Origin of the sequence: Patiriisocius marinus, assembly GCF_008974325.1 — a bacterium.
In the GTDB taxonomy this organism is placed as follows: Bacteria; Bacteroidota; Bacteroidia; order Flavobacteriales; family Flavobacteriaceae; genus Patiriisocius; species Patiriisocius marinus.
Genome location: NZ_BKCG01000002.1, coordinates 117487 through 132601 on the forward strand (window position 1 = coordinate 117487; position 15115 = coordinate 132601).

At 34.0% G+C, this 15115-nt stretch carries 16 protein-coding genes and 1 tRNA gene; 3 read left to right on the plus strand and 14 right to left on the minus strand.

Going from position 1 to position 15115, the window contains the following annotated elements; genetic code table 11:
* The first annotated feature begins 37 nt into the window (after positions 1-37).
* From GBH57_RS05520 to GBH57_RS05530, 3 genes are read left to right on the plus strand one after another with little or no spacing between them, the layout of a single operon-like run.
* Positions 38-787 (plus strand): rhomboid family intramembrane serine protease, encoded by a 750-nt coding sequence (locus GBH57_RS05520; RefSeq protein WP_151673081.1) that lies wholly within the window; start codon positions 38-40, stop codon positions 785-787.
* On the plus strand, positions 787-1656 hold the full coding sequence (locus GBH57_RS05525) for a rhomboid family protein (protein WP_151673082.1): 870 nt from the start codon (positions 787-789) through the stop codon (positions 1654-1656). The genes GBH57_RS05520 and GBH57_RS05525 overlap by 1 nt, the downstream gene beginning before the upstream one ends.
* 12 nt (positions 1657-1668) lie before the next feature.
* The gene (locus GBH57_RS05530; RefSeq protein ID WP_151673083.1) at positions 1669-2694 is read left to right on the plus strand and encodes an endonuclease/exonuclease/phosphatase family protein; all 1026 of its coding nucleotides are present in this window, start codon (positions 1669-1671) and stop codon (positions 2692-2694) included.
* Positions 2695-2698: 4 nt separating this feature from the next.
* Here GBH57_RS05530 and GBH57_RS05535 read toward each other — a convergent pair whose 3' ends face one another.
* The 14 genes from GBH57_RS05535 to GBH57_RS05600 all read right to left on the minus strand — a co-directional run bounded on the left by GBH57_RS05535 (position 2699) and on the right by GBH57_RS05600 (position 15101).
* Positions 2699-3325: a WbqC family protein gene (locus GBH57_RS05535; protein WP_151673084.1), complete on the minus strand. Its 627-nt coding sequence runs from the start codon at positions 3323-3325 to the stop codon at positions 2699-2701.
* Positions 3326-4939 (minus strand): signal peptidase I, encoded by a 1614-nt coding sequence (gene lepB / locus GBH57_RS05540; RefSeq protein WP_151673085.1) that lies wholly within the window; start codon positions 4937-4939, stop codon positions 3326-3328.
* A 60-nt stretch (positions 4940-4999) separates the two neighbouring features.
* Complete coding sequence (dapB, locus tag GBH57_RS05545; RefSeq protein ID WP_151673086.1) at positions 5000-5701, minus strand: 4-hydroxy-tetrahydrodipicolinate reductase; 702 nt, start codon at positions 5699-5701, stop codon at positions 5000-5002.
* A complete protein-coding gene (locus GBH57_RS05550) occupies positions 5698-6288 on the minus strand; it encodes a DUF5683 domain-containing protein (RefSeq protein ID WP_151673087.1) in 591 nt (196 codons plus the stop codon). Before GBH57_RS05550 ends, dapB begins: the two co-directional genes overlap by 4 nt.
* Positions 6275-7174: a ParB/RepB/Spo0J family partition protein gene (locus GBH57_RS05555; RefSeq protein ID WP_151673088.1), complete on the minus strand. Its 900-nt coding sequence runs from the start codon at positions 7172-7174 to the stop codon at positions 6275-6277. The genes GBH57_RS05550 and GBH57_RS05555 overlap by 14 nt, the downstream gene beginning before the upstream one ends.
* A gap of 61 nt (positions 7175-7235) precedes the next feature.
* The gene (locus GBH57_RS05560) at positions 7236-8003 is read right to left on the minus strand and encodes a ParA family protein (protein WP_151673089.1); all 768 of its coding nucleotides are present in this window, start codon (positions 8001-8003) and stop codon (positions 7236-7238) included.
* Positions 8004-8176: 173 nt separating this feature from the next.
* A complete protein-coding gene (locus tag GBH57_RS05565) occupies positions 8177-8734 on the minus strand; it encodes a GNAT family N-acetyltransferase (protein WP_151673090.1) in 558 nt (185 codons plus the stop codon).
* Positions 8735-8758: 24 nt separating this feature from the next.
* On the minus strand, positions 8759-10897 hold the full coding sequence (scpA, locus tag GBH57_RS05570; RefSeq protein WP_151673091.1) for a methylmalonyl-CoA mutase: 2139 nt from the start codon (positions 10895-10897) through the stop codon (positions 8759-8761).
* Positions 10890-12269, minus strand: a complete 1380-nt coding sequence (locus GBH57_RS05575; RefSeq protein ID WP_151673092.1) for a methylmalonyl-CoA mutase subunit beta — start codon at positions 12267-12269, stop codon at positions 10890-10892. The genes scpA and GBH57_RS05575 overlap by 8 nt, the downstream gene beginning before the upstream one ends.
* Before the next feature lie 31 nt (positions 12270-12300).
* On the minus strand, positions 12301-12618 hold the full coding sequence (locus GBH57_RS05580) for an FtsB family cell division protein (RefSeq protein WP_151673093.1): 318 nt from the start codon (positions 12616-12618) through the stop codon (positions 12301-12303).
* Between the two features lie 3 nt (positions 12619-12621).
* Positions 12622-13227, minus strand: a complete 606-nt coding sequence (udk, locus tag GBH57_RS05585) for a uridine kinase (protein ID WP_151673094.1) — start codon at positions 13225-13227, stop codon at positions 12622-12624.
* A 55-nt stretch (positions 13228-13282) separates the two neighbouring features.
* Positions 13283-13735 carry a c-type cytochrome gene (locus GBH57_RS05590; RefSeq protein ID WP_151673095.1) on the minus strand — a complete coding sequence of 151 codons (453 nt, stop codon included), beginning with the start codon at positions 13733-13735 and terminating at the stop codon, positions 13283-13285.
* Between the two features lie 16 nt (positions 13736-13751).
* On the minus strand, positions 13752-14876 hold the full coding sequence (locus GBH57_RS05595; protein WP_151673096.1) for a PQQ-dependent sugar dehydrogenase: 1125 nt from the start codon (positions 14874-14876) through the stop codon (positions 13752-13754).
* A gap of 150 nt (positions 14877-15026) precedes the next feature.
* Positions 15027-15101, minus strand: a tRNA-Pro gene (locus GBH57_RS05600).
* Positions 15102-15115: the final 14 nt, after the last annotated feature.

The window sequence follows — 15115 nt, forward strand, 5'->3', positions numbered from 1 at the left end:
ACAGTACTATATTTAAAAGTACTTAGAAATACCATTTATGGGAAGAATAACCGAAACAGTTAAAATACTAATTATTATAAACGTTATCGTTTATGCTGGTTCTATGTTGCTAGGCGATACCGCCTACAGACTACTGTCGTTGTACTATTTTGAGAATCCTAATTTTCAATATTGGCAGCCGGTTACGCATATGTTTATGCATGACCAACACAGTTTTATGCACATACTTTTCAATATGTTAGGCTTGTATTTTTTTGGACCACCTTTAGAAGCACGTTGGGGACAGAAAAAGTTTCTATTTTTCTATTTTTCAGCAGGTATAGGAGCAGCTTTAATACACAGTTTAGTTACTTATTTTCAAGTTTCACAAGGTTTAGACTTATTAGCTGGAGCAGGAATGACGCCTGTTGAAATAACTGAAATGTTACAAACGGGACAATACCGCTCAAGTATTTTACAGTCAATACCTATAGAAACTATTGAAAGTGTTTACCGCGAGTATAACACTCCTGCAGTGGGAGCGTCTGGTGCTATTTATGGATTATTAGTAGGTTTTGCTTTGCTATATCCTAATGTAGAATTGATGATGATGTTTATACCAATCCCTATAAAGGCTAAGTATTTTGTACCAGGTTTAATTCTATTAGATTTATTTTCAGGACTAACAGGTTTTTCTGTTTTTGGGCAAAATATTGCGAATTGGGCGCATATAGGTGGAGCTGCTTTTGGTTTTATTATGGCGTACTACTGGAAGAAAAATGATTTAAATAACACTAGGTGGGACTAATGAATTGGAACAATATTACATATAAATTTAAGTCTTCAGGGATTGTAATACAGCTTATAGTTATCAATGTGATAGTTTTTTTCTGTACGTATTTGGGATCATTCCTTTTTGGAATGCAACAATATGATTTAGCTTCTTGGTTTGTTTTGCCTGATGGGTTTAACGAATTTATATTTCAGCCTTGGTCTTTTATAACGTATGCATTTGTTCATTTTGGCGCATTTCATTTGTTTTTTAATATGTTATGGTTGTTTTGGTTTGGACCATTTGTGTTAAACCTTTTCAGTACAAAGCGATTTATCACTATTTACTTATTGGGTGCAATTAGTGGAGGGTTATTGTATGTTTTAGCATATAATTTATTCCCAGTATTTGCAGGTAGTAGAGGGTATTTATTGGGAGCTTCAGCAGCAATACGTGCTATTGTAGTTTTTATAGCAGCATACTCTCCTAATACTAGATTGCGATTATTTATCTGGGATATTAAATTATGGCATATTGCCGCAGTGTTAGTAGTATTAGATTTAATTCAATTACCAACTTCAGGAAATGCTGGTGGTTTGATTGCACATTTAGGAGGAGCGATGTTTGGCTATTTATACGCTACTCAACTTTTAAAAGGAAATGACATTGGTGCTTGGTTTGAAAATTTTCTAGAGTATTTTACTACTAAAAAAGCAAAAAAGAAAAAGACTCCTTTTCGAAAAGTTCATAAAAATAACAATGTTTCTGAGGTGAAGAAAAAATCAGAAACTACATTAGATAATCAGAAAAAAGTAGATGCTATACTTGATAAAATAGGGAAAAGTGGTTATGAAAGCTTATCTAAAGCTGAGAAGGATTTTTTATTCAAATCAGGAAATGATTAATTAAAGACATCTATGAAAGGATTGAGTCTTTTTGGAAAATTATTATTTCTCATCAATAGCGTAGTCGCTTTTTTGTTGGTGTTATCATTTGCGTTGCCTTATTTTCCCCCAAAGACATTTCCATATATTTCACTTTTGAGTTTAGCGGTTTCTCCTTTGATAATGCTCACCTTTTTATTTGGATTATATTGGCTAGTTCAACTTAAACGTCAGTTCTTACTTTCGGCATTTGTATTAGTATTGGCTTTTGTTTTTTTCAATCCAATCTATGAATTTTCATCACCTAAAAATGAGAATGATTATTCAAATAAACTTTCAGTAATGAGTTATAATGTTCGTTTGTTTAATGCCTATGAACAAGGAACGGACAACGAAGAGAATATTAAGAAATTTACCGAAAGCATTATAAATAGTGATGCTGATGTGATTTGTATTCAAGAATATTTCAGAGATTTTAATGTCGAATTACCAGGCTACCCATATGTGTATATTCATTACAGAAGAGATAAGTTTAAAATGGGTCAGGCAATCTATTCTAAGTACCCTTTAATTAACAAAGGCGCTTTTGATTTTGCGGGAACTCAAAACAATACACTTTATGTTGATGTTGTAGTAAAAGGAGATACTGTGAGGTTGTATAACCTTCATCTTAAATCTATGAGTATAAAGCCTTCTGTAAATTCATTACAGGATGCTGATAAAGCAATGTTGCTGGAGCGATTAGGTAATGCGTTTACTAAACAGGAGGAGCAAGTACATAGTATTATAGCTCACAGTAAAAAAGCAAAGCATCCATTTATTTATGCAGGTGATTTTAATAACACAGCTTTCTCTTATGTATACAGAAAACTTCGAGAAGGTAATAAAGATGCATTTTTAGAGCAAGGAAACGGACTTGGAACTACCTTCAGATTTGATTCTTATCCTATGCGTATAGATTATATTATGACTTCGGAAGGTTTGGATGTTGTAGATTTCGAAACATTTGAACAGACATTTTCAGATCATCATCCTATAAAAGCTACCATAGGATGGTAATGTTTTACTCTAAATCCAATTTCTGAGATTCTAAATAAGAGATTGTATTTGGACCTTCATTAAACAATAAATCCAGCACCGAAAGATTAGGGATAAAACCAATTACATTTTCAAAAACTTGATGATAGGTTTCAAAACCATGATCTTTTTCTTTTTTTGCATCAGCTAAAAAACGACCGTCTAATTGTTCTGGGTTTTTATGAAACTCTGTTGTTTTTGAAATAGATACATCTATCCCAATTAAATCTAACAATACTTCAATAATTTCCATATTAAAATCGAGTAGGGAAGTGACCTCTTTTTTAAAAAGCGGAGCTAAGTCTTCTTCGTAATATTCAAAAAATGGTGATGTTCTATAAGCAGTCTGTAGTGATTTCCAATGATTGTATAACCAAGGAACTTCATTTTCAACACAAATTTCAGAAGTCTTCTTTCTTTTGTTATCCTTGAGATGTATAATAGGGACACCTAAAAGCATTTTACCACCACTGTGCGAGATGTAAGCTCTATTTCTATAGGTTTGCTTTTGATAATTATCTTGAACTTCAAATACTACAGCATCTGCCTGACTAATTGCAACCATTGTAGCAATCGAGGGGAAAAATGTTGGGTATAATAAAACAGTTTTCAATTACGCTTTTGCTTTTTTACGTTTTCTGAATGTATTAAATACAATATATCCAGCAACAGCAATCAAGAAATACATGAAATAAGAAACTGGTTTTCCACTTCCAGAAACAGTTGTGAATAAACGTTCCCATCTAATTTTATCTAATCCTTTAGCATTGCTATCCCAACTCATCCAAACAAAAACAGGTTTTCCAACAACATGATTAAATGGTACATAACCCCAAGAACGTGCATCCTGAGAGTTGTTACGGTTATCACCCATCATCCAGTAGTAGTCCATTTTAAATGTATAAGACGTAAGCACATTTCCGTTAAGCAACACTTGAGTGCCGTTTTGAGTAATTTTATTTTCAATACCTATTTCACTTCCTTCGTAAACTTCAATAATGCGTTTGTAGAAAGGTATGCTTTCAGCTGTAATATCGACAGTTTTTCCTGCTTCAGGAATGTATATTGGTCCAAAGAAATCATTGTTGAAGCCATATTGAGGATCATTAGGGAAAATTCCTGACCCAACCTCATCTGCGGTAGATTTAGCAGAAGTTACTGATATTACATCTGGATGATCTTTGATCTGTTGGTAGGCTTCATCAGTTAAATGTGCAACAAATGTGTAGACCCCAGTTTCTTGATCTACTGAAATAGGGTACATATCACTTACTCCATAACGATCTGAGAAAAATTGACTAGGTTGATTTGCTAATCTTCCTTGTGCATCAACTTTAGTAAGAACTTTTTTAGATTGTATTTTGTAAGCAAATTGAAGCCTACCACGTTCTGGTAATTCGTTCTGTTTTCCGTTAATAAAAACGAAACCGTTTCTTACTTCTAGAGAATCTCCAGGAATACCTACACAACGTTTTACGTAATTACTTTTCTTATCAATAGGCTTATACATATAACCGGAAGGAGGTGGGCCAATATCTTGAAACTCATCAATAGGCCAGTTGAATACAACAATGTCGTTACGTTCTATTTCTTCAAAACCAGGCATTCTAAAGTAAGGAAGTTGTGGATTAGGAGCATAACTTTTTACTTTGGTTGTTGGTATTGCATCGTGCATCATTGGTAATGCAATAGGTGTCATAGGGGTTCTAGCGCCATAATGGAATTTACTCACGAATAGAAAATCACCAACTAGTAATGTTTTTTCTAAAGATGATGTTGGTATTGTAAATGGCTGCATTACATAGGTGTGTATTACAGTTGCTGCGATTACGGCAAATAATATAGAACTAACCCATTCTCCAAGACCAGTTCTAGGTGTTAAACTACGTTCTTTTATATGTGTTAAATCCTCAGTATAATTAATATAGAAAATATAAAGTCCTAAAGTTAAGAGTACAAGCCAAGTGTCTTTTGAGCTGTGTTTTCCAAAGCTTCGAATAGTTTCTACCCAAACAATTGGGAACATCATTAGGTTTACAATTGGAATAAACAATAATAGTGTCCACCACCAAGGTCTGTTAATTATTTTCATTAACACTACCGCATTGTATATTGGTATTGCTGCTTCCCAAGCTTTTCGTCCTGCTGCTACATATAATTTCCAAGTACCTAAAAAGTGAATTACTTGTATGATGACAATAAATAATAACCATCCTGACCAACTCATATTCTTCTATTTAATTCCGTTTTAATACGGGATATTATTTTCTTATTTTCTATTAATGCATTACAAATCTAAAACGTCCTGCATAGTAAATAGTCCTTTTTTATCTTTTAAAAATACTGCAGCAAGTATTGCTCCTTTAGCAAAACCAATCCTGCTTTTTGCTTTATGTGTAATTGATATTTCATCAACATCAGACTCATAAGTTACTGTGTGCGTTCCTTTGACATCTGCAATTCGCTTAGCCGAAATACGCAAACTATGATCCTTTTTGCTTTCTAATGACCATCGTTCTAGATTATCAGATTGAGCAATAATAGAATCTGCGATAGTGATGGCCGTTCCACTTGGTGCATCTTTTTTTTCAGTGTGATGAATCTCCTCAATTGAAACCGAATATTCTTTCCAAGGAGCCATTAATTTAGCCAACTTCTCATTTATACTAAAGAATAGATTTACTCCTACACTAAAGTTTGACGCATAGATAAAACTTCCGTTACATTCTTTACAAGAGTTTATGACTGAACTGTAGTTTTCTAACCACCCAGTTGTACCGCAAACTACAGGAATCTGTAATTCGAAACATTTTAATATATTTGAAACAGCAGCTTCTGGTGTAGAAAATTCTATTGCAACTTCTGCATCTTCAAGTTTTCCAATTTCAGAAGTAGTTCCGCTTTTATAAACAATTTTATGTCCAGCTTCTATGGCAAGATTTTCAATGGTTTTCCCCATTTTACCATATCCTAAAAGTGCTATTTTCATTTTATTATATATTTAAAGGAAAGACCATATTGTGCTTGACTATTAATTTCGTCTAAATTGAATTGCGGGGAAAGGGAAAGGTTGTCGTCAACATCATATTGACGTAAATGCGCATCAACATTTGCATCAATAACATTTAGTAGATAAAAGGCTAGTGATACGATAATACTTACATCCTTATTAGTTTGTGAAGTTTTTTGTGCATCGATTAAACGATCGTTCGATATTAAAGCTGTTGTTCCATCACCAAAAAACTCATCATCTGTAAAGCCTGCGAGTCTACGTTTGTAAGCATTTCTAAAACGGGTGTACTCTTTGTCATTTTTAATGTAAAAATAAACTCCAGCAGCCATACCAGCATAAATAACAGGTATTTTCCAGTATTTTTTGTTGTAAGCTTGTCCTAAACCAGGTAATGCAGCTGAATAAAATGCTGCACGAGAAGGGGCTAATGGGTCATATGCGTTAGCTTTAATAGTATCTTTAATAACTACCTTTATTTCCCTATTAATTACTAGCGAATCCTTTTGAGCGAATAAACTAATAGTAATTAAAAATACGATATAGAGCAGATTATTTTTCACCATTTAGAAGTTTAACTATTCTCTCAAAATCTTCTTTGTTTTTAAATGGAACTGTAAATTGTCCTTTTCCTTTAGGATTAATCTTTACAGAAACAGAACTATTTAATTGTTCAGATAGTTCGCTTATAGCTTCTTTAGCGTAAGTAGGAAGAGTTGGTTTTGCCTTTTTAGTCGTATTTGAAGCAGATTTTTTACCTCTTACAAGGCTTTCGGTTTCTCTAACCGAAAGTTTATCACTCAATATTTTTTCGTAAATATCAAGCTGCTCGTCTGTATCCTCTACATTTATTAATGCTCTACCGTGACCCATTGAAATAAAACCATCCCGCATACCTGTTTGTACTATAGGGTCTAATTTTAGAAGTCTTAAGTAGTTTGCTATAGTCGATCTGTTTTTCCCAACACGATCACTCATTTCCTCTTGCGTTAAATCAATTTCTTCTATTAAACGCTGGTAGGATAATGCAATTTCAATAGGATCTAAATCTTCTCTTTGAATGTTTTCAACAAGTGCCATTTCTAACGACTCTTGGTCATTAGCGATACGAATATATGCAGGTATTGTTTTTAAACCAATTAATGATGATGCTCTATAACGACGCTCACCACTTACAAGTTGGTATTTGTTAAATTCTAATTTTCTAACAGTTATAGGTTGAATAACACCAAGTTCTTTGATGGATGATGCTAATTCTCTAAGGGCTTCTTCATTAAAACTCGTACGTGGTTGGTACGGGTTCATTTCAATACTAGTGAGGTCTAGCTCTACAATGCTACCTACTACTTTGTCTGCATTTTTATCTTGTGCAGATTGTATATCGTTTGCAGGATCTTTTAATAGTGCAGATAAACCGCGACCCAATGCTTGTTTTTTAGTTGCTTTTGCCATTTTGTAATTTTACAATCGTGGTAACATTTATTTGAATTCTAAATACTAGAAATCCAATATATTAAGCTTCATTTTTAGCAATTAATTCTTCAGCTAAACTTAAGTAATTATTTGCTCCTTTACTGCTTGCATCATAGCTAATAATACTTTCTCCGTAACTAGGTGCTTCACTTAAACGTACATTTCGTTGAATGATTGTTTTAAATACCATTGCATCAAAATGTTTTTTAACTTCTTCAACCACTTGATTTGAAAGTCGTAAACGAGAATCATACATTGTTAAAAGTAATCCTTCAATATCTAATTCTGGATTGTGAATTTTCTGGACACTTTTTATAGTGTTCAGTAATTTTCCAAGCCCTTCTAGTGCGAAATATTCACACTGAATAGGTATTATTACAGAATCTGCCGCTGTTAGCGCGTTAAGAGTTAGTAACCCTAACGATGGAGCACAATCTATTAATATATAGTCGTACGAGTCCTTTAAGCCTCTAATGACTTCTTTAAGCATGTATTCACGATTCTCTTTATCAACTAGTTCAATTTCAATTGCAACTAAGTCAATATGTGCTGGAATAATATCTAAATTAGGCGAAGATGTTTGTAAAATCGCATTTTTAGCCGTGGTTGAATGTTCTAATAGTTGATATGTTCCATTTGTAACAGCTTCTACATCAATACCTAGTCCTGATGTGGCGTTAGCTTGTGGATCTGCATCAATTAATAGTACTTTTTTTTCTAACACCCCTAAAGAGGCTGCTAAATTTACAGATGTCGTGGTTTTACCTACGCCACCTTTTTGGTTTGCAATCGCAATAATTTTGCCCATGAAAATTGAAAATATAAGCGATAAAATTACAATTATTTAACCGATTTAGAAACCCCTTTTGTTAACAGAGAGTGAACAATAATTAAGGTTTATGTTAGCTATTGTTCCGAAATATGAAAACTTTGTTAATAGTACATGAAATTTAAACACTTAAAATTTCGGAAACAGCTCTATTACTGCTTTTTAGGACTATTGTAGCTGTAAACTATGCAAGGGTTCAAATTTGATGATTCAACAAGTTTGGGGTGATTAAATTCTCCAGAATAATGCATTCCAATCTTTTTCATTACATTAATTGATGGAGTATTTATATTAGAAGCTACTGAGATGATGGTTTTAATCTCTAAATTTTTAATCGCATAGTCCAAACAAGCTTTTGCTGCTTCAGTTGCATAGCCATTTCCCCAAGCATTTATAGCTAGTCGCCAACCTATGTCTACATTGGGAGTGAAAGGGCTTTCGTAAGTTTGCTTCATTATTCCTGTAAAACCTATAAAAACAGGAAGATTACTTTTTGTTTCTAAAATATCAACTGCGAAATAGGTGTAACCTTCTTTCTCATAATGCAAGTTAAACCTAGTAATTAAACTAAAAGCTTCTTCTTTTTTTAATACGTTAGGGAAGTGCTTCATTACTTCTAGATCAGCGCACATTTCCGCAAAGGGAAAATAATCACTAGCTTTCCAAAGTCGTAAACCTAATCTTTCAGTTTTAAGTATGTAATCACCCATAACGAAAGTTCTAAATATAGTATTCTAAGCTATGGAGTCTGTAAGTATTTCAAGCATTTCTATAGCAGCGTCGCTAATGCGAGTACCTGGACCATATACTGCTACTGCTCCAGCATCAAATAGAAATTGATAATCTTGCGCTGGAATAACTCCGCCAACAATTACCATAATGTCATCTCTGCCTAGGGCATTCATTTCAGCAATTACTTGCGGTACAAGTGTTTTGTGTCCTGCAGCTAAAGATGAGATCCCTAAAATATGAACATCATTTTCAACAGCTTGTTTTGCAGCTTCTTTAGGCGTTTGGAACAGTGGGCCGATATCAACATCAAAACCAACATCTGCATAACCTGTTGCAACAACTTTTGCACCTCTATCGTGACCATCTTGCCCCATTTTTGCAATCATTATACGCGGACGACGACCGTCAAGTTTTGCAAACTTGTCTGCCATTTCTCTCGCTTTCGCAAATGATGGATCTTGTTTAATTTCTTTACTATACACGCCGCTAAATGATTTAATGGTTGCTTTGTATCTACCAAAAGCTTCTTCAAGTGCATCACTAATTTCTCCAAGTGTTGCTCTTGCTCTTGCTGCAGTTATTGCTAAAGCTAATAAATTTCCAGAACCTTCTTTAGCGGCAGCGGTCAATTTTTCTAAATTAACTTTTACTTCAGCATCATTTCTATTCTTCTTTAATGTTGCTAATCTATTTAATTGAGACTGTCTAACCTTTTGATTGTCAACATCTAAAATTTGTAGTGGGTCTTCTTTTTTTAAGCGAAATTTATTTACACCAACAATTATATCTTGTCCGCTATCTATGCGAGCTTGTTTTCTAGCAGCAGCTTCTTCAATGCGTAGTTTAGGAATTCCTGCTTCAATAGCTTTAGTCATTCCTCCTAATTCTTCAACTTCTTGTATTAATTTCCAAGCTTTCTCAGCAATATCATTCGTTAAATTCTCTACATAAAAACTACCACCCCATGGGTCGACGGTTTTAGTAATATGTGTTTCTTCTTGAAGAAATATTTGTGTGTTTCTTGCTATTCTCGCAGAAAAATCTGTAGGTAAAGCAATGGCTTCATCTAATGCATTTGTGTGTAGCGACTGTGTTCCGCCAAAGGCAGCTGCCGATGCTTCTATACAAGTTCGTGCAACATTATTAAATGGATCTTGCTCTGTTAAACTCCATCCACTAGTTTGACAATGTGTGCGTAACGCAAGTGATTTTTTGTTTTTTGGATTAAACTGTTTTACCATTTTAGCCCATAACATTCTAGCAGCTCGCATTTTTGCAATCTCCATAAAATGATTCATTCCTATTGCCCAGAAAAAAGAGAGGCGAGGAGCAAATGTATCGATATCCATACCTGCATCCAGTCCTTTTCTAATATATTCTAATCCGTCAGCAAGTGTATATGCTAGTTCAATATCGCAAGTTGCACCTGCTTCTTGCATATGGTATCCCGAAATCGAAATACTATTAAACTTAGGCATGTTTTTAGATGTATATTCAAATATGTCACTAATAATTTTCATAGAAGGAGTAGGAGGGTATATGTAAGTATTACGTACCATAAACTCCTTTAAAATGTCATTTTGAATTGTTCCTGCTAAAAGCTCAGGAGATACTCCTTGCTCTTCTGCAGCAACTACGTAAAATGCCATAATAGGTAAAACAGCTCCATTCATTGTCATTGAAACGCTCATTTTGTCTAGCGGAATCTGATCAAATAAAATCTTCATGTCCTCAACACTGTCAATGGCAACACCTGCTTTTCCTACATCTCCAACCACCCGTTCGTGATCACTGTCATACCCACGATGGGTAGCAAGGTCAAAAGCAACAGAGAGCCCTTTTTGTCCTGCCGCAAGATTACGACGGTAAAATGCGTTACTTTCTTCAGCAGTCGAAAATCCTGCATATTGTCTAATAGTCCAAGGACGTCTAACATACATTGTAGAATATGGACCACGTAAGTGTGGTGCTATTCCTGCAACAAAATCTAAATGATTTAAGTCCTTAACATCTGCTTTTGTGTAATTTTTTTTAACCGAAATGTCCTCGGCAGTTAAAAATGTTGCTGTTGACTTTTTTGCTTCAGAGCTATTTTTTTCTGAAGACTGAAGCGATAATTTTGTTACATCTTTTCTATTCATGGCTCAGTCTTTCTTGTTCAATATTTTCAGATAATCTTTTTGTTACGATAGGAGCGAGGAGTGTTTTTCCTGATTTCTGTTTAAGAAACGGATAGAGTTCTATAGAGTCTTTCATCATATCCTGTTTATTGATATGTTTATTAGTTCCTAATAATACTAAACTACCATTATCAAAAAGGGCTTGTTCTTTCGCAGCACTTTCTTTAATTTTTTTCAAGATAGTGCCTTCTTTTAGTCCTTCTAAGAAACCTCCTTTTGTTTCTAATTCTTTAAAGAGAATTAATGCTTTTTCAGCCATTTCATTAGTCAAACTTTCAATGTAATAACTACCATCTGCTGCATTTGAAACTTCGCCAAAATAGCTTTCGGCTTTAAGGATTAATAATTGGTTTCTTGAAATGCGATCGCCAAACTCATTTCGTTTGTGATACAAAGCGTCATAAGGGGTGTTTACAATTGTATTTGCCCCACCAAGTGCGGCGCTCATACACTCAGTTGTACTTCGGAGCATATTTACATTATAATCGTAAAGTGTTTTGTTTCTTGTAGAAGGCGTTGCTAAAATATGGCAATTTTCTATTACACTGTATTCTTTAGCTAAAGCTGCATATAATAATCGAAGTGCTCTTATTTTCGCAATTTCAAAGAAGTAATTACTTCCTTGCGCTACTTTAAATGTTATATGAAATGGAACTGTTTTTCCACCTTTATAATTTCCGAAGAAATGATTTAAATATTCATTTGCTTGCGAAAGGCTGTAGGCTAATTGCTGTACCATTGTGGCACCACTATTTTGAAGTAGCGTTGTATCTACACTAATAATATGATTTTCGGGATGCTCTTTAAGTAGTGAATTTAGCGCTTCGTGATCTTTATGTTGATTTGTAAACCAATTACCTGTTGCAGCTAATTTACCTAATGGGTCAACATTACAAAATAAAGTGCTATTTCTCTCTGCGAAATAATAGAGTAATTTGTTAGTGAAGTCAGTGTCTAAAAATGAAAAATTAGCGTAAAAGTAATTGTTTTCAATTTCAATATTTCCAAAAAATAAGTCAATATCAAAAGGACTGTCAGCTTTAAAAACTAATGTTTGAGCGCCTCTTTTAAGTGAATCTATAGCGATTGATGAAGCAATTTCTTCATTGTCAATAAATACTTCTTGTCCAATAAACCATTCGGTTGGGTGACCCGTAATAGGTTTTACTATAGGTGTTTCGTCGTTGTGGTAAAATGGTTTTACGTGAATTCCTTCTAGACTTTTATAAATAAGTGTGTCGTTATAATCTGCACCTTTTAAATCTACTTGTATTTGTTGTTTCCAGGCTTTAGCAGAAACAGCGTCAAATTCTGAAAATAGGGTATTGATCATGTGGTTTAATGTTTTACATTTTCCCGAAGTATTACTTTAAACTGTCTTCGTTTTCAATGATATAAATATCTTCATTTTCCTTCTTTAAATAGTATTTTTCTCGAGCAAATTTTTCCATCTCAGTACTATCTTTCATTTTTTCTATGAAGGCTTTGTCTTTTAATATTTCGGCTTTATGAAACTCTTTACTTTCTTCAAGAGCTTCAATGTCTTCATTTAATTCGTTATGAAAAAACCAATTGTTCGCATCGAAGAAAAACATCCAAATGACAAATAGTACGAGAATGAGCGCATATTTATTGCCCAGCCATTTAATCCACCATTGTTGTTTGACTTCTGAAATTTTCATAAATTATAATCTGTTGGCTATAATTGTTCTAAGAACATCTACCGCTACGGTATTGTACCTATTTGTTGGAATTATAATATCAGCAAATTCCTTAGTAGGCTCAATAAATTGCTGGTGCATAGGTTTTAATGTTGTTTGGTAACGACTCAATACTTCATCGAGATCTCTTCCTCTTTCTGCTATATCACGTTTTAAACGACGTATTAATCGTTCGTCACTGTCTGCGTGAACGTACACTGTTAAGTCAAACATTTCACGAATGTCTGGGTGAGTCAGGATTAAAATACCTTCTACGATTACTACCTTTTTAGGATGTGTAGTCGTAGTTTCTTTTGTGCGATTATGTTCAACAAAAGAGTAGCTAGGTTGTTCAAATGATTTTCCTTCTTTAAGGAGTTTTAAGTGTTCAACTAGCAAGTCGAAATCAATCGAAATGGGGTGATCAAAATTAATGGCAACACGCTCCTCATAACTTAGATGACTAGTATCTTTATAATATGAGTCTTGTGAAATTACACAAACTTCGTCAACAGGTAATTGTTCAATTATTTGATTTACTACTGTTGTTTTTCCACTTCCGGTTCCGCCTGCGATACCAATAATTAGCATAATGAGTTTTTTACAAAAATACAGTTTTAACTATGTAGCAAAAGCCTAGTGAGGATTACTTTTCAACACTTGCAACCTCTTCTACAGTTACTATGTTTTCTTGAGTATTTCCCCAACTATTCATTATATAGTTCATTACATCAGCAACTTCTTCATTGCTTAACCCCATAGGTTGCATAATATTATCGTACATTTTTCCATTTACAGTTATTTCACCTTTCAGTCCATATTTTACGGCTTTTATACTTTCAAGTCTTTTTTCTGTTAACCAATTTGATCCTTTTAATGGTGGGTAACTACGTCCTATTCCTTTGCCTTTAGGGCGGTGGCATTGATTGCAGAAATTTTTATATACATCAGCTCCTCTTTCAATACTCATTTCTAAAGGAGTTTGCATAATTTCCTTTTGTGAGCCAATTGCGACAGTTTTTGTTTTTTCGGTTTTATTATTACAAGAACTAAATCCGAAAATTATGAGTAAGAGTAGGAGTAGGAAGTGTGATTTCATTAATTAATTTTATTTTTTATTTCTGTGGAACTAATTTGTATATCCCGTCGCCTTCAACTGCTATATAAATATAACCATCAGGTGCTTGTTTAACGTTTCTAACTCGACCTATATCTTCAGCAATCTTATTTCTATTGATTATTTTTTCTCCATCTAATTCTAGAAGCTCAACATAATTAAATTTTAATGAGCCTACTAGTAAATTATTTTTCCAATCTGGATATTTATCTCCACTTACAAAAGTCATCCCGCAAGGTGCAATGGAAGGAACCCAATAATATACTGGTTGTTCCATACCATCCATTTCTGTTTTATTGGTGAATTTGGTTCCGCTGTAATTTACTCCATAACTTATTAATGGCCATCCGTAATTTCCACCTTCTTTTAAAATATTTACTTCATCGCCACCTTTTGGTCCGTGTTCGTGAATCCATATTTTTCCGGTTAATGGATGTTTAACCATACCTTGGGGATTTCGATTACCGAAAGTGTAAATTGCTTGTTTAGCATTTGGTTCATTAACAAATGGATTGTCTTCAGGAATACGGCCGTCGTCGTGAAGCCTGTAAATTTTACCTCCATCTCTTGTAATATCTTGTGGGTTTAAATCACGTTCACCGCGTTCACCAATTGAAAAATAAATATACCCATCATTGTCAAATTCAATTCTAGATCCAAAATGCTGTCCTTTTGTAGTATTAGGTTCCGCTTTATATAATTGCTCTATTGTAGTGAGTGACATTTCAGAAGAAAGTTTACAACGTATTAATCGTGTATTTCCACCATCACCCTCACCCAAAGTAGATGCGTGTGTAATGTAGATCCAGCCATTATTAATATAATTAGGGTGTAATTTAATATCTAATAAACCACCTTGACCTCTGTTATATACCTCTGGTACATTTGTAATAGATGTTTTTTTTCCGTCTTTAAAATGTATAAGCTCACCACTTTTTTCTGTAATTAACATAGCGCCGTCAGGTAACCAAGTCATTCCCCAAGGGTTGCTTAGATTATCTACAACTTTCACTATTGAATATGGTCTAGATTCAACAGGTTTTAAAGCAATATCATTATCTTTTTGTGAAGCGGGACAAGCTGCTAGAGTGATAGCTAATGCTAAAAGTATTAAAATTTTCATCACTAAAAGTTTAATTTTAAAGATACGGAAAAGGGCTTAAATAAACACATTACTAATAATTGTGGAAGGAAAATATTTTAAACCGAAATACTAATAACCTTAAAAATAAAGCACAAAAAAACCAGTCTAACAAAAGACTGGTTTATTAAGTCGGGGTAGCAAGATTCGAACTTGCGACCTCCTCGTCCCAAACGAGGCGCGATAACCGGGCTACGCTATACCCCGAAAATTCTGAATGC

Bases quoted from the DNA above. Each gene is read 5' to 3' on its own strand.
- GBH57_RS05520 (WP_151673081.1), top strand. From the start codon at position 38: ATGGGAAGAATAACCGAAACAGTTAAAATACTAATTATTATAAACGTT.
- GBH57_RS05525 (WP_151673082.1), top strand. From the start codon at position 787: ATGAATTGGAACAATATTACATATAAATTTAAGTCTTCAGGGATTGTA.
- GBH57_RS05530 (WP_151673083.1), top strand. From the start codon at position 1,669: ATGAAAGGATTGAGTCTTTTTGGAAAATTATTATTTCTCATCAATAGC.
- lepB (WP_151673085.1), bottom strand. From the start codon at position 4,939: ATGAGTTGGTCAGGATGGTTATTATTTATTGTCATCATACAAGTAATT.
- dapB (WP_151673086.1), bottom strand. From the start codon at position 5,701: ATGAAAATAGCACTTTTAGGATATGGTAAAATGGGGAAAACCATTGAA.
- GBH57_RS05550 (WP_151673087.1), bottom strand. From the start codon at position 6,288: ATGGTGAAAAATAATCTGCTCTATATCGTATTTTTAATTACTATTAGT.
- GBH57_RS05555 (WP_151673088.1), bottom strand. From the start codon at position 7,174: ATGGCAAAAGCAACTAAAAAACAAGCATTGGGTCGCGGTTTATCTGCA.
- GBH57_RS05560 (WP_151673089.1), bottom strand. From the start codon at position 8,003: ATGGGCAAAATTATTGCGATTGCAAACCAAAAAGGTGGCGTAGGTAAA.
- GBH57_RS05565 (WP_151673090.1), bottom strand. From the start codon at position 8,734: ATGGGTGATTACATACTTAAAACTGAAAGATTAGGTTTACGACTTTGG.
- scpA (WP_151673091.1), bottom strand. From the start codon at position 10,897: ATGAATAGAAAAGATGTAACAAAATTATCGCTTCAGTCTTCAGAAAAA.
- GBH57_RS05575 (WP_151673092.1), bottom strand. From the start codon at position 12,269: ATGATCAATACCCTATTTTCAGAATTTGACGCTGTTTCTGCTAAAGCC.
- GBH57_RS05580 (WP_151673093.1), bottom strand. From the start codon at position 12,618: ATGAAAATTTCAGAAGTCAAACAACAATGGTGGATTAAATGGCTGGGC.
- udk (WP_151673094.1), bottom strand. From the start codon at position 13,227: ATGCTAATTATTGGTATCGCAGGCGGAACCGGAAGTGGAAAAACAACA.
- GBH57_RS05590 (WP_151673095.1), bottom strand. From the start codon at position 13,735: ATGAAATCACACTTCCTACTCCTACTCTTACTCATAATTTTCGGATTT.
- GBH57_RS05595 (WP_151673096.1), bottom strand. From the start codon at position 14,876: ATGAAAATTTTAATACTTTTAGCATTAGCTATCACTCTAGCAGCTTGT.